This window comes from Salinadaptatus halalkaliphilus (assembly GCF_006543045.1).
Classification (GTDB): Archaea; Halobacteriota; Halobacteria; order Halobacteriales; family Natrialbaceae; genus Salinadaptatus; species Salinadaptatus halalkaliphilus.
Map to the genome: position 1 here is coordinate 37,921 of NZ_RBZW01000042.1, position 22,733 is coordinate 60,653.

At 63.8% G+C, this 22,733-nt stretch carries 21 protein-coding genes and 1 pseudogene; 13 read left to right on the forward strand and 9 right to left on the reverse strand.

Annotation, left to right across the window (positions count from 1 at the left end; translation table 11 throughout):
* The first annotated feature begins 41 nt into the window (after nucleotides 1–41).
* A complete protein-coding gene (locus D8Y22_RS14455) occupies nucleotides 42–248 on the forward strand; it encodes a hypothetical protein (protein WP_141465409.1) in 207 nt (68 codons plus the stop codon).
* 74 nt (nucleotides 249–322) lie between these two features.
* Nucleotides 323–1,507, forward strand: coding sequence for a CaiB/BaiF CoA transferase family protein (locus D8Y22_RS14460; protein ID WP_141465410.1), 1,185 nt, complete (start codon nucleotides 323–325; stop codon nucleotides 1,505–1,507).
* Nucleotides 1,508–1,565: 58 nt separating this feature from the next.
* On the opposite strand, the gene D8Y22_RS14465 is transcribed toward D8Y22_RS14460, so the two are convergent.
* From D8Y22_RS14465 to D8Y22_RS14475, 3 genes are all read right to left on the reverse strand, one after another.
* The gene (locus D8Y22_RS14465) at nucleotides 1,566–3,206 is read right to left on the reverse strand and encodes a thiamine pyrophosphate-binding protein (RefSeq protein ID WP_141465411.1); all 1,641 of its coding nucleotides are present in this window, start codon (nucleotides 3,204–3,206) and stop codon (nucleotides 1,566–1,568) included.
* A gap of 65 nt (nucleotides 3,207–3,271) precedes the next feature.
* Nucleotides 3,272–3,583, reverse strand: a complete 312-nt coding sequence (locus D8Y22_RS14470) for an AtuA-related protein (RefSeq protein WP_141465412.1) — start codon at nucleotides 3,581–3,583, stop codon at nucleotides 3,272–3,274.
* Entirely contained in the window at nucleotides 3,580–4,932 is a 1,353-nt protein-coding gene (locus D8Y22_RS14475; protein WP_141465413.1) for an acyclic terpene utilization AtuA family protein, read from the reverse strand. Before D8Y22_RS14475 ends, D8Y22_RS14470 begins: the two co-directional genes overlap by 4 nt.
* A 112-nt stretch (nucleotides 4,933–5,044) precedes the next feature.
* Between D8Y22_RS14475 and D8Y22_RS14480 the strand changes: the two genes are divergently transcribed.
* Together D8Y22_RS14480 and D8Y22_RS14485 are read left to right on the forward strand one after the other, a co-directional pair.
* Nucleotides 5,045–6,076, forward strand: a complete 1,032-nt coding sequence (locus tag D8Y22_RS14480) for an NAD(P)-dependent oxidoreductase (protein WP_174811861.1) — start codon at nucleotides 5,045–5,047, stop codon at nucleotides 6,074–6,076.
* Nucleotides 6,077–6,101: 25 nt separating this feature from the next.
* The gene (locus D8Y22_RS14485; protein ID WP_141465415.1) at nucleotides 6,102–6,740 is read left to right on the forward strand and encodes an RraA family protein; all 639 of its coding nucleotides are present in this window, start codon (nucleotides 6,102–6,104) and stop codon (nucleotides 6,738–6,740) included.
* A 52-nt stretch (nucleotides 6,741–6,792) separates the two neighbouring features.
* On the opposite strand, the gene D8Y22_RS14490 is transcribed toward D8Y22_RS14485, so the two are convergent.
* The gene (locus D8Y22_RS14490; protein WP_141465416.1) at nucleotides 6,793–7,590 is read right to left on the reverse strand and encodes an SDR family oxidoreductase; all 798 of its coding nucleotides are present in this window, start codon (nucleotides 7,588–7,590) and stop codon (nucleotides 6,793–6,795) included.
* Between the two features lie 161 nt (nucleotides 7,591–7,751).
* Here D8Y22_RS14490 and D8Y22_RS14495 point away from each other — a divergent pair, with 161 nt between their 5' ends.
* Nucleotides 7,752–8,885, forward strand: a complete 1,134-nt coding sequence (locus D8Y22_RS14495) for a TAXI family TRAP transporter solute-binding subunit (protein WP_141465417.1) — start codon at nucleotides 7,752–7,754, stop codon at nucleotides 8,883–8,885.
* Nucleotides 8,886–8,948: 63 nt separating this feature from the next.
* Nucleotides 8,949–11,018 (forward strand): TRAP transporter permease, encoded by a 2,070-nt coding sequence (locus D8Y22_RS14500; protein WP_141465418.1) that lies wholly within the window; start codon nucleotides 8,949–8,951, stop codon nucleotides 11,016–11,018.
* Nucleotides 11,019–11,079: 61 nt separating this feature from the next.
* Here the strand turns inward: D8Y22_RS14500 and D8Y22_RS14505 are convergent, their stop codons facing one another.
* The 3 genes from D8Y22_RS14505 to D8Y22_RS14515 all read right to left on the reverse strand — a co-directional run bounded on the left by D8Y22_RS14505 (nucleotide 11,080) and on the right by D8Y22_RS14515 (nucleotide 14,421).
* Entirely contained in the window at nucleotides 11,080–12,297 is a 1,218-nt protein-coding gene (locus D8Y22_RS14505; protein ID WP_141465419.1) for a mandelate racemase/muconate lactonizing enzyme family protein, read from the reverse strand.
* Nucleotides 12,298–12,361: 64 nt separating this feature from the next.
* Nucleotides 12,362–13,471, reverse strand: a complete 1,110-nt coding sequence (locus D8Y22_RS14510; protein ID WP_141465420.1) for a mandelate racemase/muconate lactonizing enzyme family protein — start codon at nucleotides 13,469–13,471, stop codon at nucleotides 12,362–12,364.
* A gap of 146 nt (nucleotides 13,472–13,617) precedes the next feature.
* Nucleotides 13,618–14,421 (reverse strand): IclR family transcriptional regulator, encoded by an 804-nt coding sequence (locus D8Y22_RS14515; RefSeq protein WP_141465421.1) that lies wholly within the window; start codon nucleotides 14,419–14,421, stop codon nucleotides 13,618–13,620.
* A gap of 712 nt (nucleotides 14,422–15,133) precedes the next feature.
* On the opposite strand from D8Y22_RS14515, the gene D8Y22_RS14520 reads away from it, so the two are divergent.
* The 7 genes from D8Y22_RS14520 (at nucleotide 15,134) to thrC (ending at nucleotide 20,789) form a co-directional block, all read left to right on the forward strand.
* Complete coding sequence (locus tag D8Y22_RS14520) at nucleotides 15,134–16,441, forward strand: aminotransferase family protein (protein ID WP_141465422.1); 1,308 nt, start codon at nucleotides 15,134–15,136, stop codon at nucleotides 16,439–16,441.
* A 167-nt stretch (nucleotides 16,442–16,608) separates the two neighbouring features.
* Nucleotides 16,609–17,124 carry an Lrp/AsnC family transcriptional regulator gene (locus D8Y22_RS14525; protein ID WP_141465423.1) on the forward strand — a complete coding sequence of 172 codons (516 nt, stop codon included), beginning with the start codon at nucleotides 16,609–16,611 and terminating at the stop codon, nucleotides 17,122–17,124.
* Between the two features lie 93 nt (nucleotides 17,125–17,217).
* Complete coding sequence (locus D8Y22_RS14530; protein ID WP_141465424.1) at nucleotides 17,218–18,003, forward strand: SDR family oxidoreductase; 786 nt, start codon at nucleotides 17,218–17,220, stop codon at nucleotides 18,001–18,003.
* Nucleotides 18,000–18,350, forward strand: coding sequence for a cupin domain-containing protein (locus tag D8Y22_RS14535; protein WP_141465425.1), 351 nt, complete (start codon nucleotides 18,000–18,002; stop codon nucleotides 18,348–18,350). Before D8Y22_RS14530 ends, D8Y22_RS14535 begins: the two co-directional genes overlap by 4 nt.
* 2 nt (nucleotides 18,351–18,352) lie before the next feature.
* Nucleotides 18,353–19,174 (forward strand): fumarylacetoacetate hydrolase family protein, encoded by an 822-nt coding sequence (locus tag D8Y22_RS14540; protein WP_141465426.1) that lies wholly within the window; start codon nucleotides 18,353–18,355, stop codon nucleotides 19,172–19,174.
* A 97-nt stretch (nucleotides 19,175–19,271) separates the two neighbouring features.
* Entirely contained in the window at nucleotides 19,272–19,505 is a 234-nt protein-coding gene (locus D8Y22_RS14545) for a hypothetical protein (protein WP_141465427.1), read from the forward strand.
* A 63-nt stretch (nucleotides 19,506–19,568) separates the two neighbouring features.
* On the forward strand, nucleotides 19,569–20,789 hold the full coding sequence (gene thrC, locus D8Y22_RS14550) for a threonine synthase (protein WP_141465428.1): 1,221 nt from the start codon (nucleotides 19,569–19,571) through the stop codon (nucleotides 20,787–20,789).
* A 20-nt stretch (nucleotides 20,790–20,809) separates the two neighbouring features.
* On the opposite strand, the pseudogene D8Y22_RS22875 reads toward thrC, so the two are convergent.
* Together D8Y22_RS22875 and D8Y22_RS14560 are read right to left on the reverse strand one after the other, a co-directional pair.
* Nucleotides 20,810–21,288 (reverse strand): annotated as a pseudogene (locus tag D8Y22_RS22875) (hypothetical protein).
* A gap of 38 nt (nucleotides 21,289–21,326) precedes the next feature.
* Nucleotides 21,327–22,670 (reverse strand): aminotransferase family protein, encoded by a 1,344-nt coding sequence (locus tag D8Y22_RS14560; protein ID WP_141465429.1) that lies wholly within the window; start codon nucleotides 22,668–22,670, stop codon nucleotides 21,327–21,329.
* Between the last annotated feature and the right edge of the window lie 63 nt (nucleotides 22,671–22,733).

Genomic DNA, 22,733 nt, shown 5'->3' on the forward strand with positions numbered 1-22,733 from the left:
AGGGGGTGAATTTTTAATATCTTCGGGTTTATAGACCAACTATGTCTTCGGAGAACGCTCCCGATCGGTCGGTCGGTGACCGCGTGGCCGGCTATCTCTCTCAGGTTCACGATACGTACGACCGGGTCGAAAATCGCGTCCGCCACTATACGCCCTCGGTCGTCCGGGTGATCGAGGTCGTACTGGCACTGGCCCTCCTTGCGGTTCTTTCCCACTGGGTCTACTGGGTCTACGTCACCGGTGCGTAGTCCGGGATGGACCGTCCCGCCCGAGCGGGGACGGAATGCATTATGCTGTCTGGGACGAAAGGGTGTACCAATCGATGGCCACCGATACGTCAACGGCGCCGCTCGAGGGTGTTCGGGTGCTCGACTGTACGCAGATGCTCGCCGGTCCGTTCGCGACGCAACTGCTCGCCGATCTGGGTGCGGACGTGGTCAAGATCGAGCGCCCAGGTCACGGTGATATCACGCGATCAACCGGTCCCGATGTCGGTGATTCGGGACTCTCCGCGTACTTTTCGTCGCTGAACCGGGGCAAACGAAGCGTCGAACTCGACCTCTCGAGCGAGGACGGCGCAGCGGCGTTCGCGTGTCTCGCCGCGGACGCCGACGTTCTCGTCGAGAACTACCGACCGGGAACGATGGCGAAGTGGGGACTCGGCGACGACGACGTCAGGACGTTCAACGAGGAAATCGTCTACTGCTCGATCTCCGGCTTCCTCGAAGGTCCCTACCGCGACCTCCCGGCGTTCGATATGGTCGCACAGGCTCTCAGCGGCAGTATGAGTATCACCGGCCAGGAAGATGGCCCACCGATGCGACCGGGGATCGCGATCGGCGACATCTGTGCCGGCATGTACGCCGTCGTCGGTGTCGTCACCTCGCTGTACGGCGGTGGCGGCGAGTACGTCGAGGTACCGATGTTCGAGGGACTGGTCTCGTGGCTCACCGAGCGGGCCGGACGGACGTTCGCCACCGGCAAACCGTACCCCCGGTTGGGAACGACCCACCCGACGCTTGCCCCCTACCAGACGTTCGAGACGGCCGACGGCTGGTTCGCGGTGGCGATTGCGAGCGACGGAACCTGGCAGTCGTTCTGTACGGCCATCGACCGACCGGACCTCCTCGAGGACCAGCGGTTCACGACGAACAACGATCGGGTCGAGCACCGCGAGGAACTGGTGAGCGAGCTCGAACCGCTGTTTCGCGACCGCACTAACGCGGCGTGGTTCGAGACGTTCCGCCAGCACGGACTTCCCGGCGCGCCGGTCAAGAACACGCACGAACTCTTCGAGGACGAACACATCCGTGAAAGCGGCATCCTCGACGACGAACTCACTATCGGCGGCGAAGAATTTCCGTATCCGCGCTGCCCGATCGACTTCGCCGGCGGGACGACTCGATCCGGGCACACGCCGCCGCAGCTCGGCGAACACACCGAAAGCGTTCTTTCTGAGGTCGTCGACGACGCGACACTCGCGCGGATCGTCGACGACCGAGAGTGAGCGCCGGTCTGGCTGATTGCAAGCGGGATCGTCGACGACGGACGACACTCGAACGGACTCAGTACGGCGGAAAGCCGGGCCGCGAGACCTCAGGAATCGTTCGCACGTCGAGGACCAGCGGCACGTCCGGATCCGAGTCGAGGTAGTCGTCGACGACGTCCAGTTCGTCGGCCGACCGAATCGTCGCCGCTTTGGCGCCGAACCCTCTCGCGATGTCGGCGTACGCGGGGCTGTCGTAGCTGCTCGCGGTCTCGCGCTCGTAAACGAGATTTTGTCGGTGGCGGATGATGCCGTAGCTTCGATCGTTGAGCACCGCGAGGACGATCGGCAAACCGAGGCGAACGCCGGTTTCGATCTCCTGGATCACCTGTAGCGTCGCGCCGTCGCCGATGTAGCAGACGACGGGGCGGTCGGGCGCCGCCGCCTTCGCGCCCAGTGCGGCCGGCAGGGCGTACCCCATCGTCCCGAAGTTACCGTTGACCAGCAGCCGTCCGGACGCCCCGATGTCGTGGAAGACTGCCGGAAACCCGGTGTTGTTCCCCGAGTCGACCGCGACGATCGAATCGTCGGGGACGCGATCGGACAGCGCCATCGTGAACTCGCGGGGATCGATCTCGCCCGACCGCTTCTCGAAGCCGTCCGCCCAGGGATCGGGTGCGCTCTCGATCGCGTCGGCGACGCGCGACGCACGATCCGGGCTCGCGTCGAGTCGCGCCGTCACCTCCTCGAGTGCCGCTCGAGCGTCGGCGACGATGCCGACCGCCGGCTGCTGGTAGGCACCGATCCCCTCTCGATCGAGGTCGATCTGGATCACGTCGGTGTCGGCGTACAGCTCGCCGTATCGCGTTGTCTTCCCCGAGAGTCGCGCGCCGACCGCGACGAGGACGTCCACGTCCCACGCCAGTTCGTCGTTCGCCGGTGACAGGAACGTGCCCGCGATCCCGCTCACCATCGGATGGGCGTCCGGTAACACGCCGCGGCCGAAGTACGTCGTCGCGATGGGTGCACCCAGGTGCTCGGCCAGCGTCTCGAGTGCTTCGCCGGCGTCCGACCGCAGCGCACCGCCGCCGGCCAGCAGCATCGGCTCGTCGGCATCCTCGAGGACCGAGACGGCCTCCGCGAGGCGTCCGTCGTCGGGACGCGGTCGCTGGCTCGGGCGCGAAACCGGCCGGTAGGATGACTCGGGTGGCTCGCGCTCCTGGATCTCTTCTGGAATCTCGACGACGACCGGGCCGCTGCGGGTCCGAGCACGGTCGAACGCCCGGGAGAGGGTTTCGGGGATCGTCTTCGGGCGCTCGATCCGAGTCGTGTACCTGGTGATCGGCGCCGCAAATGCCTGGTGGTCGAGATACTGCAGCGAGGTCTCTCGTCCCTCGACGCTCGTGTCGCCGACGAGGACGACCAGCGGGACGTTGTCGCGATCCGCGGCGGCGATTCCCGTCGCGCCGTTCGTGAGGCCGGGTCCGTGCGTGAGCGTACAGACCGAGACCTGTTGAACTGTTCGGGCGTGACCGTCGGCCATCGAAACGGCTGCCTGTTCGTGACGAGCTTGGCTAAACTCGAGATCGTGGTCGTTCATCGCGTCGATCAGATGCGCGTTCCCCTCGCCGATGATCCCGAACACCGTCTCCACACCTTCCGCAGCGATCGCCTCGAGGATGTACTCGCTGCCGGTGGCTGTCTCGTCTGTGTTCGCCATACCTCCCGTGAGGTGTGAGCTTACGTCATGGTTTCGGTCCCGGTACCCGAATTCGCCGACCGACTCTACGCGTCCGGAAGCTCCATTCCGGCGACGAGCGACGAGAGGGACTTGCCGTGGCTGTCGAGCCGAAGGGAGGTCGTCACGCCGCCCGCCAGCACCCCGTCGATAACGAAGTTCAGCGCGCTCGTCGACGGGACCTCGTAGCGGGTGACTCCCTCGGCGCCGAGATGAGCGAACCGCTCCTGGATACGGTCGGCGGTGAGCCCCGCCTCGAGGCGGTCGTAGGCTGTGTCCGAGTTGGCGACGACGACGATGTTCGAGGTGTTGCCCTTGTCGCCCGCTCGAACGAGCGCGAGATCGCGAACGGTCGTCATGCGCCCACCTCCGTGACCGAGACGGTCGGCGCGACGCGGTCGCGATCGATCAGTGTCGAGACGATACCGACGACTCGAGTAACGTCCTTGCGCGCGCCGCCACCGCCAGCGGGGCCGTTCGTGTACAGCGTTTCGACTTCGCGAGCGACGCCGCAGGCCGTCGCCTCGTCCTCACAGTGGGCGGCCACGCGGAGGGTAACTTCGTAGGGATCGGCCGCGCCAACGTCGCCGTGAAGCGCGTCGACGCCGACGAGGTCGGTGTGGAGCCGATCGGGCTCGAGGCCGCGAATCTCGAGGCGTTCGCGAACGATGCGATCGGCGAGTGCCGCTCGCCCGCGGGCGTTCGGTCCGGCGTACGAGATTTCGCCGACGCCACGGTAGCCGGCGTCGTAGCCGAGCGAGACCTTCAGCGTGTCGGGCGGGGCCTCGGCGACGGCGCCGTCGACGCTGATCGTATCGGGGCCGGTCTCGCCGAACGTAACCGCCGAGAGATTCACGACGCCGTCGGGGACGAGGTAGGCCGTGGGATCGTGGACCTCGTAGAGGAGTTGCTGGGTGCAGGTCTCGGTCGTCACCGCGCCGCCGGTGTCGGGACGTTTCGTGATCGTCACGTCGCCGTCGGCCGTGATCTCGCCGATCGGAAAGCCGAGTTCGGCCAGCCCGTCGACGTCCGCACGGCCGGGGTCCGCGAAGTAGCCGCCCGTGATCTGTCCGGCACACTCGAGCAGGTGGCCGGCGGTGATCCCCTGTCCGATCTTCCGGGAGGGTTCGGCGTGGGGAAACGCCCAGCCGAACTCGTGGATCATCGGCGCGAGAAACAGCGAGGAGTCCGCGACGCGACCGGTGATGACGACGTCCGCGTCCGCCTCGAGCGCGTCGACGATCGGGCCCACACCCAGGTACGCGCTCGCGGCGATCGTCCGCTCGCGGTAGTTCTCGACCGGGTCGCCGTCGAACGTTTCGGCGTGAAGATCGTCGAACCGGTCGGCGACGTCGGAGCCGGTGATCGAGGCGACGCGAACTCCCTCGAGTCCCGCTTGGGCCGCCAGTTCGGTCGTCGCCGTCGCCGCCGCGGACGGATCGGCCGCGCCCATGTTCGTGACGATGGTGATATCGTTGTCGACGCAGTTCGACAGCACCGCGCGGAATCGGTCCTCGAGTTGCGGATTGTATCCGGTTCCGTCGGCCAGTTGGCGCTGTTGGGCGAGGGCAACGGTTCGCTCGCCCAGACACTCGAAACAGAGGTAATCGAGCGTCGGATCCCCCGACAACTCGACTGCCGGCTCGATTCGGTCGCCTGCGTACCCCGCGCCGCTGCCGAGACGGAGCGGATCGTCGGTCGAAGCCATGGGCTGTGTTCACGTGCCGACGGATAAAAACCCGCGGGCCGCCCCGGTGAGCGTTCCGGAGAGACTCCCGCTATTGCAAACGTTCATTCCGGTCGCCGACCGTGTGGCGGGTATGCGCTCCGTTGTGATCACGACGAGCCGATCTCGGCCCGTCCGAGCGGACGTCCTCGAGAGTGAACTAGCCGACGACTGGCGCGTCGAGACCCACGAGGTCGACGCGGCCGGTCTCGAGAACGCCTCACCGGCCGAGCTGGCAGCGGCCGTGGACGGACACGACGCGTTGGTGCTTCGCCCCGGCACGGTCACTCGAGACGTCTTCGAACGCGCGCCCTCGCTCCGGGCGTTGGCCGTCTACGGCTCCGGGTACGACCGCGTCGACCTCGCGGCCGCCACCGACCACGACGTCGTCGTCACGCACTCGCCGGGGGCACCCGGTCCCGCCGTCGTCGAGTACACGCTCGCGGCGATGACCGCGTTGCTCCGGGACTTTCTCGGCATCCACGAGCGGACGACCGGCGGCGAGTGGCAGGCCGCAAAGAGCATGGGCCGCGAACTCGGCCGGACCACGGTCGGCGTCGTCGGTCTCGGCACTATCGGGCTCGACGTCGCACGCAAGGTCGACGCGTTCGGGGCCGACGTGCTCGGCTACGATCCCTACGTTACGGGCGATCGATCGGACTCGGCGATCTACCCGCGCACCGACCGCGCGACAGTCGAAGCCGCGGGCGTCGACCTGGTCGAGTTCGATGCCTTGCTCGAGCGAGCGGACGTCGTCTCGTTACACGCCCCTCTGACCGACGTTACCCGCGGCATGATCGGTGCCGACGAACTGGCGGCGCTTTCGGGGGACTACTTACTCAACGTCGCTCGCGGCGGCATCGTCGACGAGGACGCGCTGGCCGACGCCGTCGCCGAGGACCGTCTCGGCGGCGTCGTCCTCGACGTTCTCGAGGCCGAACCGCCGACAGCCGACGACCCGCTACTTACGTCGCCCGAGGTGCTGGTAACGCCCCACGTCGCCGGGGTAACCGACGGCTACCTCGAGCGCGGCGCTCGTCTCGCCGCCGAGAAAATCGAGACGATCCTCGACGGCGGGCGGCCGGATACCGTCGTCAACCCGGCGGTGTTCGACGAACAAGTATAAGCGGTCGGAAGATCCACTCTGAGTTATGTCACGGAGTATCACGGATGTGTATCGATCGTTCGGGACGAGCATCGTGTCGGATGCACTCGACGAGCACGGCATCGACGGCGTGATCACCGGCCTCGAGCCCGTCCACCCGAGCCACGCTGCCGTCGGTCGGGCGCACACGCTTCGTCTCGAGGCGGCGCCGAACCCGGGCACGGAGACGAACTTTCCGTACGCGATGCTTCACGAACTCGTCGCCGACAGGGTGCTGGTACTCGACGGCGGCGGTCCAGGGCTCTCCTGCTGGGGCGGCAACGCGTCCCAGCTCGCGGCCAACGCCGGCGTCGAAGGGCTCGTCGTCGACGGCGGCTATCGCGATGTCGCCGAAATTCGTGCGGGGTCGTTCCCGGTATTTGGCCGCGCGCCGACGCCGAAGACCGGACAGAAACGGCTCACCGTCGAGGAAATCGGCGAGCCGGTGACGATCGGCGACGTCACCGTCTCCCCCGACGACTTGCTTGTCGCCGACGCGACCGGCGTCGTCGCGGTCCCGGCCGACGCGGTCGCCGATGTCGCCGAGACTGCGGAGGAGATCCTGGGCGAAGAACTGCTGGTCGAGTCGAAGATCGACGGGGGCGCGACGGTCGCCGACCTCGAGCGAGACGCCCACGAATTCTGATCCGCTCGAGACGCGACGAGCGCTGATTTTCGCGTGCCGATCGATGGTACAGTTACAGGTTCGATCCGAGCGATCCGCCGTCGACCGGAACTGCAGCGCCGTTGACGTATCCGGACAGCGGCGAGGAGAGGAACGCGACCGTCGCCCCGAACTCCTCGGTCGTCCCGAGACGATCGAGGGGGACCTCGGCGACGCGGTCGGCGTACCCCTCCTCGTAGGAGTCGAAGTCACCGCGGTCGACCCCCTGTTCGATAAGATTCTCGACGCGTTCGGTTTCGTGTGACCCCGGCAACACCGCGTTCGCTCGCACCTCGGGAGCCAACTCCTGGGAGAGCGTCTTCTCGAGTCCCACGACGCCCATACGCACCGAGTTCGAGAGGACCATCTGATCGACGGCCTCTTTCACCGTTCGAGACGCGATCGTCACGATGGTTCCGCCGTCGTCGGCCCGGAGATGCGGCGCCGCCTCCCGGATCGTTCGGACGACGCTCATCACGAGCAGGTCGTAGGCGTCGTACCAGTCCTCGTCGTCGGTCTCGAGAAACGGACCGGAGGGCGGGCCGCCCGCGCTGGTCACGAGGTGGTCGATGCCGCCGAACTCGTCGACGGTCGTCTCGATTAACCGGGAAACGTCGTCCGGATCGGTGAGATCCGCGCTGACTGGCAGTACCGTCGCCCCGTCGGCTGCCTCCGCTTGGAGCTCTTCGGCCGTCGCGTCCAGGCTCGCTTCCGTGCGGCCGTTGACGACGACGGACGCTCCGTTTTGGACGAGCGCTCGAGCGGCGGCTTTGCCGAGTCCGCCGCTCGAGGCGGTGACGAGTGCAACGTTACTGTCGATCTGGAGATCCATGTGGAGACGTTTCAAAGCCCATCGGTATAATCGTTGTCCAGCAGGTGCCCACCACGGCGATGGAGGCGGAACGTATAGCCTAGAAATAACATAACCTGACATATTGATCATCATCTTCGAAGAGTATATATGCAATAGCCACACTACCGTGTAATGTTACCATGCCAAACCGCAGTTCGAACCGACGACGGTTCCTGAAAGCTGCTGCAATTACGGGGACAGTAGGTATCGCAGGGTGCATCGGAGACGACGATGTCGATCCGGATGGCGACGATCCGCTCGATGACGACGATGGCGGCAACGGGACGGGAAGTGACCCAGACGAGGATCGCGAGTATCACATCGATAGCGGGACCTCCTCCGGTGGGACGATGGACGTCGGCCTCGCAGTCGAACAAGGTGTCGCCAACGGCAGCGATACGCTGAGTTACTCAACGGTCGAGAGTCCGGGCTACGTCGGCACGATGTACCGGATGAACGAGGACGCCTTCGACGCCGGGTTCATCGACATCAACACGATGAACAAGGCACAAAACAACCTGGACATGTTCGAGGACGATCCTGTCGATCAACTCGCCTGGCAGGGGTTCCGGGCGTTCGACTACAACATCTACATGATGGCCGTCGACGGGACGGGGATCGAAACGTTCGACGACCTCGCTGGGGCGGATGTCTATCCGGCGGAACCCGGCTACTCGACGCGAGCGACGTCGCTCGACGTGTGGAGTCAGGAGCCGACCGCCGACATCTACGAGGAGATGAACATCATCGACATGGACGTCTCCGACGCGCCGGGGGCGATGGAGGAGGGTCGAATCGAAGCCGCTATCGCGTACGGGACGCCCGGGATCGGTAACACGGGCTGGAACGTCGAGTACGACGCCCGCGTCGATGTCCACTACGTCGAACACACCGACGCGCTCGTCGATTCGATCGAGGCGTTCGACGGTGCGGGACTCTCCGAGTTCGAAGATCCGGAGGATACGTTCCTGTGGGATCAGGACATCGGCACGGACGAGATCGTCACGTGGGACTTCACCCCGACGATCGCGATCCACCCCGAGACGGAAGACGACGCTGCGTACGAACTGGCTCGCGTCGCCGGCGAGGAGAACGACCTCATTCGCGAGGCCGAAGAGCGCTTCCTCCCCGAAGATCCGGAGGGTCTCGTCCAGGGGGCACTCGACGAGTACCCGTTCCATCCGGGTGTCGCCGAGTACTACCAGGACGAAGGCGTCTGGAACGACGACTGGGTCGTCGGCGACCGCGACAACGTCGGCGGATACTTCAACTAACGGCGGCGGGACCACCTGGCCCCACGTACAGATATTTATGATAGATACACACACCCAATACAAATGAGCACAACCACTGAATCACGAGCGTCGACCATACAGGTTAGGGTGCTCGACAACCTCATCACCGTCGGTGCGCTTGCGTTCTGGGCGATCGTCCTGTGGTGGGCAGCGACGCAAGGGATCGGTCGAACGCAGTATGCCATACTGTTCCTCGGTGGGATCCTCCTTTTGTATCTCATCACGGAAGCCAAGGAATCGGTCGAAGCTGGCGACTATCTCGACCTGCTGATACTGGTCGCCTGTGGGGCCGTGATGGTTGCCGCGACGTATTACATCTACACCGGGTACGAAGGCTTCTACATCAATAGACAGGGGTGGGCCTACGACCACGAGTACCGACTCGCGTGGCTGGTGATCGGGGTCATCCTCTATCTGACCTGGCGGTCGTACGGCAACGTCTTCCTCGCGCTCATCGGCGGCGTGATGCTGTACGCGATGTACGGTAACTACGTGCCGGGCCTCTTCGGTCACAGCGGCCTCGATACGATTTTCATGCTGCAGATGCTGATCACCGATCTCGCCGGCTTCTACGGCTCACTCACACAACTGACGGCCGCGTGGATCGCCCCGTTCTTGCTGTATGCAGGGTTGCTGTTCGCGTTCGGGGCGTTCGACCTCATCCTGCGAATCGCGATCATCAGTGCCAAATACATCGAATCCGGCGTCGCCCAGACGGCCGTCATCTCGAGCGCGATCATCGGCTCGATAAACGGCAGTTACGCGGCCAACGCCGGTATGACCGGTTCCTTTACGATCCCGACGATGATGGACTCGGGACTCTCGGGCCGGACCGCAGCCGGCATCGAGGGAACCGCCTCGACCTCCGGACAGGTCCTCCCGCCGGTGATGGGAGCGTCCGCCTTCGTGATGGCGTCGGTGCTTGGCATTCCCTACTGGAACATCATCGTCGCCGGACTCATTCCGGCTACGATCCTCGTCCTCAGTATCCTGGTCGCCGTCCACTACACGTCGATCAACGAGATCGGTGAACAGGAGATGGACTTCGACGAGTACTTCGACGAAGAGATGACCCAGAGCGACAAAATCGTGCAGGGAGTCCGCTTTGGCATCCCCTTCGCGATATTGCTCATCACGCTTGGTTACCTCCAGTACACCGTCATGACGGCGGCGCTGTACACGATCGTTGCGATGATTGGCCTCGGGATCACGACGCCGGTGCTTCAGAGCATCTACGATGTCTCGAACGGTGCCAAATCGAGACACGTCGACCTCGAGGAGGAGTGGTCGTCGGGACTGGTCCGGCCGAAACTATCCGTCGTTCGACGCAACCGCGTCGTCGATAGTTTCCTCGCGGAAGTCGGGAACACGATCCATGGCTTCCGACGCGGCGCAGTTATCCTCGCGCCGATCGCGATCATTCTGGCGGCCGTCAACGGGGTCGTCGACTTGCTGATGACGACCGGTGTCCCCTCGAGAATCGCGATCATGCTGATGCAACTGTCCGGCGGCATACTGCTGCTTGCGGTGCTGTTCGGGATGGCCGTCTGTATCGTCATGGGCGTCGGTATGCCGACGGTCGCAGCCTACGTCATCGTCTCAACGCTGGTTGCGCCGACGTTCATCAGTGTCTTCGAGGTTCCCGAGCTGGCGGCTCACTTCATGGTCTTCTACGCGGCGGTGATGGCTGGGGTGACACCGCCGGTCGCCATCGCAGTCGTGGTTGCCTCCGGGATTGCGGGGTCGAACTTCTGGAAATCGTGTGCGACGGCGATCACTATCGCCGCACCGCTTTTCGTGTTGCCGATCTCCTTTATCTATCATCCGGAGATCGTCTCGACGGCGATCGATGTCGAGTCGCTGATCAGCGGTGGCATCATCCTGATGGGTTCGTTTACCATCATCTACGCGCTCAACTACTCGTTCCCGTTGAAACGGCGGTATACGTATCCGGTACGCTTCGTGCTGTTCTGGCTCGGGGCGTTCGTGATGGTCTATCCCGGCTGGCTGTTGCAGGGAATTGGCGCTGCCGTGTTCGTGATCGTCTTCCTCGGCGAGAAGTACGTAGCAAACGGAAACAAACTCCCGTTCGCGTCGGCGACCGATCGCTAACGATTCGTTTGCCGTTTCTGTCTCGGACCGTCACCGGCGCCGGTCGACGGTTGGGAAGGTCCTAGAACGTAGACGTTCCCTCGAGCGCGTGTTCTTCGACGACATCTTCGTCCAACTCGACGCCAATACCGGGCTCCTCGGGGACGTCGATGTAGCCGTCTTGGATCAGCGCCTCGTCGCGTGCGAGCAGGTCGTCCCACCACTCGACTTCCAGCGCGTGGTACTCGAGGAGATCAAAGTTCGGAATCGCCGCACCCAGATGGACGCAGGCCATCGTGCCGACGGGGCTACAGACGTTGTGTGGCGAGATGGGGATGTAGTTTTCCTCGGCCCGATCCGCGATGCGCATCGTCTCGGCGAGGCCGCCGACGGTGGTCGGATCCGGGGTGGCGATGTCGACGCCGTGGTCGTAGAGCAACTCGGAAAGTTCGTGCACCCGGAACCGGTTCTCGCCGGTCGCGACCGGCGTCCGTGTCGCCTTCGTTACTTCCGTCTGGGCGTCCATGTTCTCTGGTGGGATCAGATCCTCGAGCCACATCAGGTCGTAGGGCTCGAGTTCGTAGGCGAGTCGCTTCGCGCTCTCGACGGAGTAATCCCAGTGACAGTCGAACGCGAGATCGATGTCGTCGCCGATCTCCTCACGCACCGCGTCGACGATCTCGCGTTTGTGCTCGATCGCGGCGTTGGTCAGCCGGCCGTTGAACGGGTCCGGATCGTTGTCCATCTCGAGGTCGAGATCGAACTTCAGCGCGGTAAAGCCCATGTCGACGACGCGTCGGGCCTCGTTCGCGTAGGCCTGTGGCGTGTAGGCGTCGGCTTCGGCGTACTCGGTCGAGCCGTCGTCGACGGCGTAGGCTTCGCCGGCGTGGCAGTCACAGTAGATCCGCACCTCGTCGCGGAACTTGCCGCCGAGTAGCTGGTAGACCGGTAGCTCGAGGACTTTTCCGGCGATATCCCAGAGCGCGATCTCGATGCCGGAGGCGGCGGTGACGACTTTCCCGGTCGTCCCGCCGTGGCCCGACATCTCCTGGATGATCTGGCGGTAGAGTCGTTGGACGTCGAGGGGATTTTCGCCGATGAGGAACCGCTTGGTGTACTCGACGAGTTCGGGGACGCCGCCGCCGCGATAGGATTCGCCAATCCCGGTGATGCCGGCGTCGGTTTCGATTTTGATCAGGTTCCACTCGAAGTTGCCCTCGACGACGGCGGTGCTGATGTCGGTGATTTCGACGTCGCGCGATTCGGCTCGGTTCGATATCTGGTTGGAGAAGTCTTTCATATCTCGTCGTTTCGTGTACGTTTCGTTTTGTGTGGCCTGTTTCGTCTGGCGTCTCGTCGGTTCGTTATTCGATTCGGAACTCGTCGATCGCGTCGGGGTCTAGTTCGACGCCGTGGCCGGGGTCGTCCGGAAGCTCGATCGTCCCGTCGCCGTCGGGCTCGAGGGGATCGACGACGAGGTCGTCGAAGACCTTGACGTCCATGTCGCGATAGAAGTACTCGACCCAGCAGCCGTTCTCGATCGCGCCAAGCAGCGACGCGTGGAGATTCCAGTTGTAGTGGGGGGCGATCTGAACATCTAGCGCGGCCGCGTGATGGGCGATCTTGAGCCACTCCGTGATGCCGCCACAGACCGTGGCGTCGGGCTGCAGGATGGTTGCTGCACCCTCGCTATAGAGTCGCTCGAAGTCGTAGCGTGGCCCCTCGAGTTCGCCGGTCGCGACCGGGTAGGGAATGGCCTCGTTGACCTCGCGCATGGCTTCGACGCTGTCGATCATGACCGGTTCCTCGATGAAGTACGGATCGTACGGTTCGAACGCCCGACACGCACGAATCGCCTCGGTCGCGTGCGACCACGCGCCGTTGGCGTCGAGCAACAGCGTTCGTTCCTCCCCGATCTCGTCGCGAACGGCGGCGACGCGGTCGACCTCTTCGTCGATCGATCGTCGGCCGACCTTCATCTTCACGACATCGTGACCCTCCTCGAGATACCGCTGTATCTCCTCACGGAGTCCCTCGTGGCCCTTCTCGTCGCGGTAGTAGCCGCCGCTGGCGTAGGACGGCACTGCGTCGGCGTATCCACCCAGCAGCTTGTACAGCGGCTGGTCCGCGGCTTTGGCCTTCACGTCCCACAGCGCGATATCGACCGTCGAAATCGCGCGCAGGACGAGTCCTGAACGACCGATCTGGACCGTGCCGTCGAACATCTTTCGCCAGAGTCGTTCGGTATCGCGTGGATCCTCCCCGACGAGCATCGGCGCGAGCACCGATTCGACGGTGTCGGCGATCAGCTCGGCGGCCTCGTAGCCGAGCGAGTAGCCGACCCCTTCGCGACCGTCGGCGGTACGGACGTACGTGATCGCGTGGTCGCGGTACGTAAGCGTCCGGTTCGAAAACGAGACTGGCTCGGCCAGCGGGATCGCTACCGGAACGCTCGTGATCTCTGTGATCTCCACAGCATACCCTTGCGAACGAATGGCAAAAGCGATCGTCTCGCGGCAATTTTCCCCTCTTCGATCGATGTCGTCGACCCGGTTATCACCCGCTTGCCGGCAGTTCGGCTGATCTGGGGCGACGAGTATGTCTGCCAGCCGTCACTGGCTTATTCGACGACGTAGTCGGCGGCGTTTTGCCCGTCGTAGGTGATGTTCAACTCGAGTTCGTTGACGGCGGCGAGCATCGCGTTTGGGAGCGTCTCCTCGAGTCGTTCACCGGTCAGTCGGTGGGAGGGACCCGCAACGGCGATCGCACCTAGTACCGTGCCGTCGCGGACGACCGGTACGCCGGCCGCGTTGATCCCTTCGACGTGTTCTTCGCGGTTGAACGCGACGCCACGTTCGGCGGTCGCCTCGAGTTCGGCGTGGAGATTCTCGCGTTCGGTGATCGTCTTGTCGGTGTGGGCCGGCAGTCCCCAACGGTCGACGACCTCGTCGACTCGATCGCGTGGATACTGGGAGAGGATCGCTTTCCCCGCCGACGAACAGTGGAGGTGGATCTGGTGTCCAACGCCGAAGACCACCCTGACGGCGCGGTCGCCGGTTCCCATGTGAAGGTACGTACCGAGCCCGTGCTCCTCGACGACGAACTGCGCCCGTTCGTCGGTCTCGTCTGCCAGCGTCTGGACGTAGGGTTCGACCTGTTCGTAGGCCGAGTCTCGCGTTCGAGCACCCCGCCCCAACCGGACGAACCGAAGGCCGATCTGGTACATTTCACCGTCTTTCGAGACGTAACGGAGGTCGCGTAAGGTACTGAGATGGCGATGGGTGGTGCTTTCGGCGAGCTCGAGATGATCTGCGATCTCCGAGAGCCGTGCCGGCCCGAGCTCTTCGAGTGCGTGGACGACCGCGAAACTCGTTTTCGTGCTCTGAATGCCGCCGTCCCCCGTGGCCTGATTTTCGCCTGTCATACGTTCATTTGTTACTCGGCGTATTTATATATTCTGCACAGCGGAATCCTATTTAACTCTCGGCTAGCAACTAGAACGGTAAAATGGAGTGCAGAGGGACGATCTCGAACGTCCGTGGCTGGTTCTGGTCTTTATCACTCCACGGAACCAGCTAATCTATTAGTGGGGTTTTTCCACCAATGTTATTACATACATACTTCTGTAAATGATGTCGTCGTCAGTCCCGAAAACGACCCACGAATCCAGGAATGCGTCCGATTCCGTCCGCCCGTGTCGTTCGACGGGATTCTGTGCTCCGGAATGTGCTGAACGTCGTTTGTGTCGGTCCTGAATTACCACTCGGCGGGCAAAACCACGCGAAATCTCACCGATTTATACCACCATACTCGTTCGATTATCCTCATACGGCCTGTTGTCGGCCAGTGCCGACGCGACTGCAGGACGGGTTGCGATTGCGTTTGGCCGTCGTACCTCGGACCGTATTCAGGTTGTCTCGAGCGCCACTTGAACGGCTCGGGGCCGGCTTACCGATGCGACGACGACGCGTGTCGTCCGCTCTTTCGGTCCCAAACCGATATATTTGGGCACTGTTTAACCCTATTGAGTAACAGCAGAATATTGTCCACTACTTTCTGCCATCGGACGAACTCGAGTCGAACAGGATTCCGTATTGCAAAATATTATGTTCTTCCGCACCGTGTCCGCTAGTACCATGACACGTACTGACGGTCCGTCTATTCCACACTGGTACGATCCGGAGAAGCCGCCGATCTCGATTACCGACGGCGACGGCGTTCGCGTGACCGACGAAGACGGAACCGACTATCTCGACTTTCTCTCCCAGCTGTACTGCGTCAATGCGGGCCACGGCAACCAGGCGATCCAGGAGGCCATGACCGAGCAACTCGAGCGGGTGCAGTACGTCTCGGCCTCGAAGCGCACCCCCGTGCGGGCCGAACTCGGGGAACGGCTCGAGCAGGTCGCCCCAGGTTCGCTTTCCGACGTCGTCCTCTCGGTATCGGGTAGCGAAGCCAACGAACTTGCGGTCCAGTTCGCTCGAGAGTATACCGACGCCTCGACGGTGTTGACGCGATGGCGATCCTACCACGGGTCGACCTACGGTGCCGGGAGCCTGACCGGCGATCCCTCGACGCGGAAGGCGGTCGAATCTCACGCTGGGACGACCGGCGCCACGAAGTTCCTACCGGCGGTCTCACATCGCTCGCCCTTCGACGCCGACTCGCCCGAGGAGTTGGCCGAGCAGGCCGCCGACCACCTCGAGTACGTCATCCGCAACGAAGGCCCCGACAGCGTCGCCGCAATCGTCATGGAACCGGTCGCCGGAACGAGTGGCGCGTACACGGCGCCGCCGGGCTACTTCGAGCGGGTGCGAGAACTGTGTGACGAGTACGACGTCTTGCTGATCGCCGACGAGGTCATCACCGGCTTTGGGCGCTGTGGCGACTGGTTTGGGATCGAGACGGAGGGCGTCGAACCCGACATGATCACGTTCGCGAAAGGCGTTACGAGCGCCTACGCGCCACTCGCTGGCGTCGTCGCGCGCCCGGAGATAACCCAGTCGATCCGCGAGGACGGCTTCCCGATCGGCCAGACCTTCGGCGGCCACCCCGTCGCGTGTGCCGCCGCCAACGCCGCCATCGAGGAGTACCGCGACGGTATCATCGACAACGTCCGCGAGCAGTCACCGACGTTCGAGGCCGCGTTGGCCGACCTCGAGGCCAATCACGACGCCGTCGGCGACGTACGCGGCCGTGGCTTTCACCGTGCGATCGAGTTTACGGATCCGGATACAGGCGATCCGTACCACGATCCGCTGGCCGAGGACGGGCACAATCCCGTCGACGACGTCGTCGACGGCGCAGCCGACCGCGGCGTCCTCATCGGTAGCGGCCGACCGGGCTACCAGGTTATGCTGTCGCCACCGCTGGTCGCCGACGAGGACGACATCACGACGGCCGTCGACGCGGTGAGCGAAGCGATCGCGGATGTCTTCGACTGATACGGACCGTTGAACGCCACCGCGTCGGTGTCAGTTCGGTATCGGGCGTACGGATCCGATACGCGAGCGGCACCGATCCCCGCCTATTTTCGATCGTATTGGACGCTGTCCGAATACTCCTCCACTCGAGCCGAGAGTATTAAACGCCGTCCAATCGAACCCCGAGTATGGAACACGCGGAACGAACCGACGTCGACCTCGACGAGACCGACCTCGCGATCTTAGAACGCGTCGAGCGCGACGACGAGGCGAACCTCGAGGAACTCGCCGCCGAACTGGGCCTCTCGAAGTCGGCGGTTCACTACCGGCTCAACAAGCTCAAAGACGCCGACGTCATCACGTCGGTGTCGGCGGACATCGATCCGCTCGCACTCGGGCTCAATATGCTCGTCATCACCGAGGTTTCGGTCGTCCACGAGCGGGGCTACGCCGAGGGAATCGGTCAGCAACTCACCGATCTCGACGGGACGTCGCAGGTCTACTATACGATGGGTGACATCGATTTCGTCGTCATCTCACGGCTCCAGGACCGAGAGCAACTCAACGACCTCATCGACGAGATGGTCAGCATCGACGGCGTCAACGAAACCGCCTCGACGTTCGTCATGAACGAACTGAAGACTGGCGACCGAACCGTCGCCAACATGTCCGAGACGATGCTCGCAAACGTCGTCGACGACTGATGCGGCCGGGCGAGCGATGCCCCGGAAACCACGACCCTTCGCATTACCGGAACGGTAATCTTTTTGCCTCTCTCGTGGGGCGTTACGGACGAGATGGACCTACAGATCGACGGCAACACGGCACTGGTAACGGCCTCCTCGAGTGGGCTCGGCAAAGCCTCGGCGAAAGCACTGGCTCGCGAAGGGGCACACGTGGTCATCAACGGCCGCGACGAGGATCGACTCGAGGATGCAGTCGACGCAATCGAATCGGTCGCCACCGGCGAGGTCGTCGCCCAGCAGGGCGATCTCACCGACGAAGACGACCTCGAAGCGATGGTCGAACGAACCGTCGACGAGTTCGGCGGCATCGACCACCTCGTGACCAGCGCTGGCGGCCCGCCCTCCGGTCCGTTTCTCGAGACCGACGACGAGGACTGGTACGACGCCTACGACCTGCTCGTGATGAGCGTCGTCCGGCTCGCTCGCGAGGCCGAACCCCACCTCCGCGACGGCGAGGGAACGATCGTCAACATCACCTCCCGAAGCGTCAAGGAATCTATCGATAGCCTGGTGTTATCGAACTCGGTCCGAATGAGCGTTATCGGCCTCGAGAAGACGCTTTCGAAGGAGTTCGCGCCGGATATCCGAACGAACGCCGTCCTCCCCGGCCCCCACGAGACGGCACGCATCCAGGATCTCGTCGAACAGGCCGTCGACCGCGGCGACTACGACTCCTACGAGGAGGGGCTCGACGACTGGGCCGGTAACCCACTCGAGCGCGTCGGCGACCCGATGGAACTCGGGAATACGGTCGCCTATCTCTCCTCGCCAGTGTCCGGATTCATCAACGGCGAGAGCGTGCTCATCGACGGCGGCTCGACGGGGGCGAACCTATGAAACCCGTCGAGTTCGATGCGGCCGAAACCTACGAGCCCGACGAGGGCTGGCAGCGCCGTTCGCTCGCGGGCAGCGATCAGTTCTCCTTCGAGTGGTTCGAGAAGCCGCCGGGCCACAGCTCCCCGATGCACCACCACGAGAACGAACAGGTCTGTCTCTGCTTGCACGGCGAGTTGACCGTCACGACCGAGGACGGCGACGCCGTCACCCTCGAGCAGTACGATTCGGTCCTCCTCGAGTCCGACGAGCCACACAAAGTCGAAAATACCGGCGACGAACTGGCGGTCGGCCTCGATGTCTTCGCACCGGGTCGCTCGTTCGACTTCTGGACGGATCGGGACGACTGACGATGCAGTATCTCGCACGAACCACCGACGGGCGAGCGCTGCTCGGTGACGAAGACGGCTACGTTCCGCTCTCGGCGGCCGATCCCGCCCTCGAGCGCGTCCAGGACGCACTCCCGCGTGCTGCGGCCGGAACGCTGCCGGCCGTCGAGGACGCACCCGCCGATCGGATCGATCCCGAGCACGTCCAGTTCGGTCCACCCCTCGAGCGGTTCGGCAAACTGTGGGGAATCGGGCTGAACTACGAGGAACACGCCGGCGATTTAGACGAACAGCGCCCCGAGGAACCGGCGAGTTTCATGAAACCCAACACCGCCCTGACGGGGCCGGGCGGTCCCATTCGCCTGCCGCCGGCCGAACGGACCGACGGCGTGACGGCGGAAGCCGAACTCGCCGTCGTGATGGGTCGGGAGTGTTGCGATGTCGACGAAGCGGCTGTCGACGATGTCGTTGCGGGCTATCTCCCAGTCATCGACATGACCGCGGAGGACATTCTCGAGCGCAATCCGCGATTCCTGACGCGCTCGAAGAGCTTCGACTCGTTTCTCGTCGTCGGTCCGGCGCTCGTCGTGCCCGAGGAGCCCCTGGATCTCGAAGAGCTGACGGTCCGGACGATCGTCAACGACAGTGTGGCTGCCGAAAACGAGGTTCGCAACATGCTGTTTCCGCCGGCGGAAATCGTCTCGTTTCACTCCAGCGTCATGAGCCTACAGCCCGGTGATCTCTTTAGTACCGGTACCCCTGGGGCGGAGCCGATCGAACCCGGCGATCACGTTCGCGCGAGCGTCGAGACGATCGGCGACGTCGAGGCACCGGTTGTGCGGTGACCGCGGTCGCGGGGTCGACGAATCGCTCACCGCCGTTTCGGACGCCCTTGGGAAAACTACACGTCGTCCCGTCCCCTACGCTCCCGTAGTGACTCAGATGGACGAGAGACAGGACGGCACCGGCGTTCAGTTCGACCGGGAGTGGTTTCGGTTCGGCATCGTGCTCGCAATCCTCTACGCCGCGTTTACCGTCGTCCTCGTCTCTCTCCTCCAGTTCGACCAGTCGATCGCAATCGCCGTCGCCGCCGGTGCGAGTGTCGTCTTCGGCGTGGCCGTTATGCTCTACGTCATCTACGTGAAAGGTGTCGACGTCAGTGTGCCCGGCCGATAGGATCCGGCCGATCGCCGCTGACGACCGAACTGATTTATCCGTCGGGCGAGACCACTCTCCCGAATGACTCGAGGGCTCGAGTGCTACGACTGTGGCTATACGTCCGACGATCAGACCGAATCGCGCTGTCGGTGTGGCGAATCGCTCTGGTTCAGCACCGACACGAACGAGTTCGCGTGGCCGACGGAAGCCTGGACGAACGGGATGTGGCGCTACGCGGATGTCCTTCCGGTTTCGAAGCCGGTCGGCGTGACACCCGGTGGGACGCCGCTCGTCCGGGCCGACCGACTCGACGAGTACGCCGGCTGTCGGCTCTCGTTGAAGGTCGAGGCCCAGAATCCGACTGGTAGTTTCAAAGACCGCGGCAGCGCGGTCGGCGTCCGTCACGCGACCGAGATTGGCCGCGATTGGGTCGGCACCGTCTCGCACGGGAATATGGCACTGAGTACGAGCGCCTACGCCGCCGCGGCCGGCCTCGAGTGTGCGGTGTTTGTGCCGGCCGAGACCCCGGAACAGCGCCTCGAGTTGATCGCGCGCCACGACCCCCACATCTTCCGGGTCGAGGGCGATTACGGCAGGCTGTACGAGCAAACGCTTGCACTCGAGGCCCCAATCACGTTCGTCAACTCCGATACGCCGTTGCGGGTCGCGGGCCAGAAGACGGTCGCCTACGAGATTTGCGAGCAACTGGCGCCGTCGGTCCCCGACGCGATCGTCCTGCCGATCAGCAGCGGCGGGCAGGCAAGCGGCGTCTGGACGGCCCTTCGGGAACTCGAGGCGGCGGGGCTGATCGACGACCTGCCGCGACTGTACGGCGTGCAGGCCGCGGCGTGCGATCCGATCGCGACGGCATATCGCGAGGGACGCGAGAGCGTCACCGCGGTCGACGCGGCGGAGACGATCGCCGTCTCGATTGCCAACAGCGATCCGCCGAGTGGCACCCGCGCGCTCGCGGCCGCTCGAGCGACCGACGGCGCGGTCGTCTCCGTTTCCGACGACGCCACTCGGAAGGCGATGGATCGACTGGCAACGGCGGTCGGGCTCTCGGTCGAACCCTCGAGCGCCGTCGCCCTCGCCGGCGTCCGAAAACTGTCCGACGCGGGCGAACTCGCGGCCGACGACGAGGTCGTGACGATCCTGACCGGCTCGGGTTACAAAGAGCGATACGAGACGGATGTCGAGTCACGAACGAAGACGATCGATCTCGAGGCGCTCGAGGCCGAACTCGAGGGGATTCTCGAGGGCAGCGAGGGCGACGTATCCCGGCAAACGAACGACCGTTGAACACGCCACGTCTCCCACAGTTAGGTTCTCACGGAGACGGATGACCAGTCGGGAGGCCACCAGTCTCGGCCGTGAATCTCCAGATGAACCTGTGCGATGATGCCCAACAGCGGCAATTCTAAGAGCGGTCCGATAAGCGGCTCATTCGGGAAAGCAACGACTGCAATCGCAAGTGCTGTCGATGAGTTCCGGGATAGAATCGTATTGTTGAAACAGACCATCTCATCGTACGAAAACGAAAGTATCTGCCCGATTCCAAACCCAACCCCGAGATTGATTGCTTAACCAGCAGACTCGATCCAACGACGCGCCGGTTCCCAAACGCTGCCCGGAGTCGAGAGAGTGGGATGCCGACGAACGCAGCGAACAGCATTCCCATCAGAAACGGGAGAATCACGGAGTCTGCAACGGCAGGCACACCGGATACCCGTCCGACTGTGAGCCCTCCGGCGATGGCGATCAACACAAATATCGTCTGATACTTTTCGACGAAATCCATCGTTCCTTGGTATTATCGATTGCAGCCGATAATCCGTATCACGCCACCTCGTCGGCGACGGTCTCGACGGCGTCGACGACGACCTCGCCGACGGTCTGGACGGCGTCCTCGCCGATCGTCAGCGGCGGTGCGAGCATGAGATGATCGCCGGCGACGCCATCGATCGATCCCGACCCAGGATAGGTGTAGACGCCCCGATCCATCGCGTGCTCGTAGATCCGCGTGGCGACGTTCAGATCGGGGTCGAACGGCGCTTTCGTCTCGCGATCCGCGACGAATTCGAGACCGATCATGGCACCTGCGCGGCGGAAATCCCCGACCATCGGGTGATCGCGCAGCGTCTCGAGTTCCGCCTCGAGTTGGGCACCGCGTTCGCGCCCGGTCGCCAGCAGGTCGTCCGTGTAGCGCTCGAGGACGTCTGCGGCGATCGCGGCCGAGAGCGGGTTGCCACTGAACGTGTGGCCATGATCGAACGAACGCTCTCGGTCGGCGGCAAACGTCTCGGCGATGTCGTCACAGACGAGTGCAGCACTGATCGGCGTGTAGCCGCCGGAGAGCCCTTTGCCGACCGTCAGGATATCCGGCACGACGTCGAATCGCTCCACCGCGAACTGCGGACCGGTTCGACCGAGCCCGGTCATGATCTCGTCGGCGATAAACAACACGTCGTACTCGTCGCAGATGCGTCGAACCTCCGCGTAGTACGCCGGATGGGGATGGGCCGCGGGAATACTCGAGCCCGACACCGGCTCGGCGACGAACGCCGCGATCGTTTCGGGTCCCTCCTGTTTGATCACGGTCTCGAGTTCACCGGCGGCGGCGACTGCCTGTTGTTCGGGCGTTCCGTCGTACTGCCAGCGATAGGGATACGCAGGCGGAATGTGAGGCCAGTTCTGGAGCTGTGGCTCGTAGGCGGCTCGCCGGGAGGTGTTGCCCGACGCCGAGAGTGCACCGAGGGTCGCGCCGTGATAGGATTGCCACCGGCCGACGACCTGGTGTTTGGTCGGACTCCCGCGCTCGCGGTGGTAGGCCCGCGCCAGCTTGAACGCGGTTTCGTTCGCCTCGCTTCCGGAGTTCGCGAAGAACGCGGCGTTGAGATCGCCCGGCGCTCGCGTCGTCAACTCGTCGGCCAGTCGCTCGGGGGCCTCGTTCGTGAAATGCGAGAGGCTGAGATAGGCCACGTCCTCGAGCTGATCGCTAATGGTGTCCTCGAGTCCGTCGAGCGAGTGGCCGAGGTTGACCACGGCAGCGCCTGCTGCGGCGTCGACGATCTCGCGACCGTCGTCGGTGACGAGAAATTCGTCGTAGGCGCGATCGATCGCGAGAAACTCGGGGTCGATACCGCCGCCCCACTTGTAGAAGACGTCGTTTTGATCTTCCATGGGGTTGGATCGCATAACGACCGAGGTAAAACTTTCCAGTCGGATCGACGACCGACCGCGACG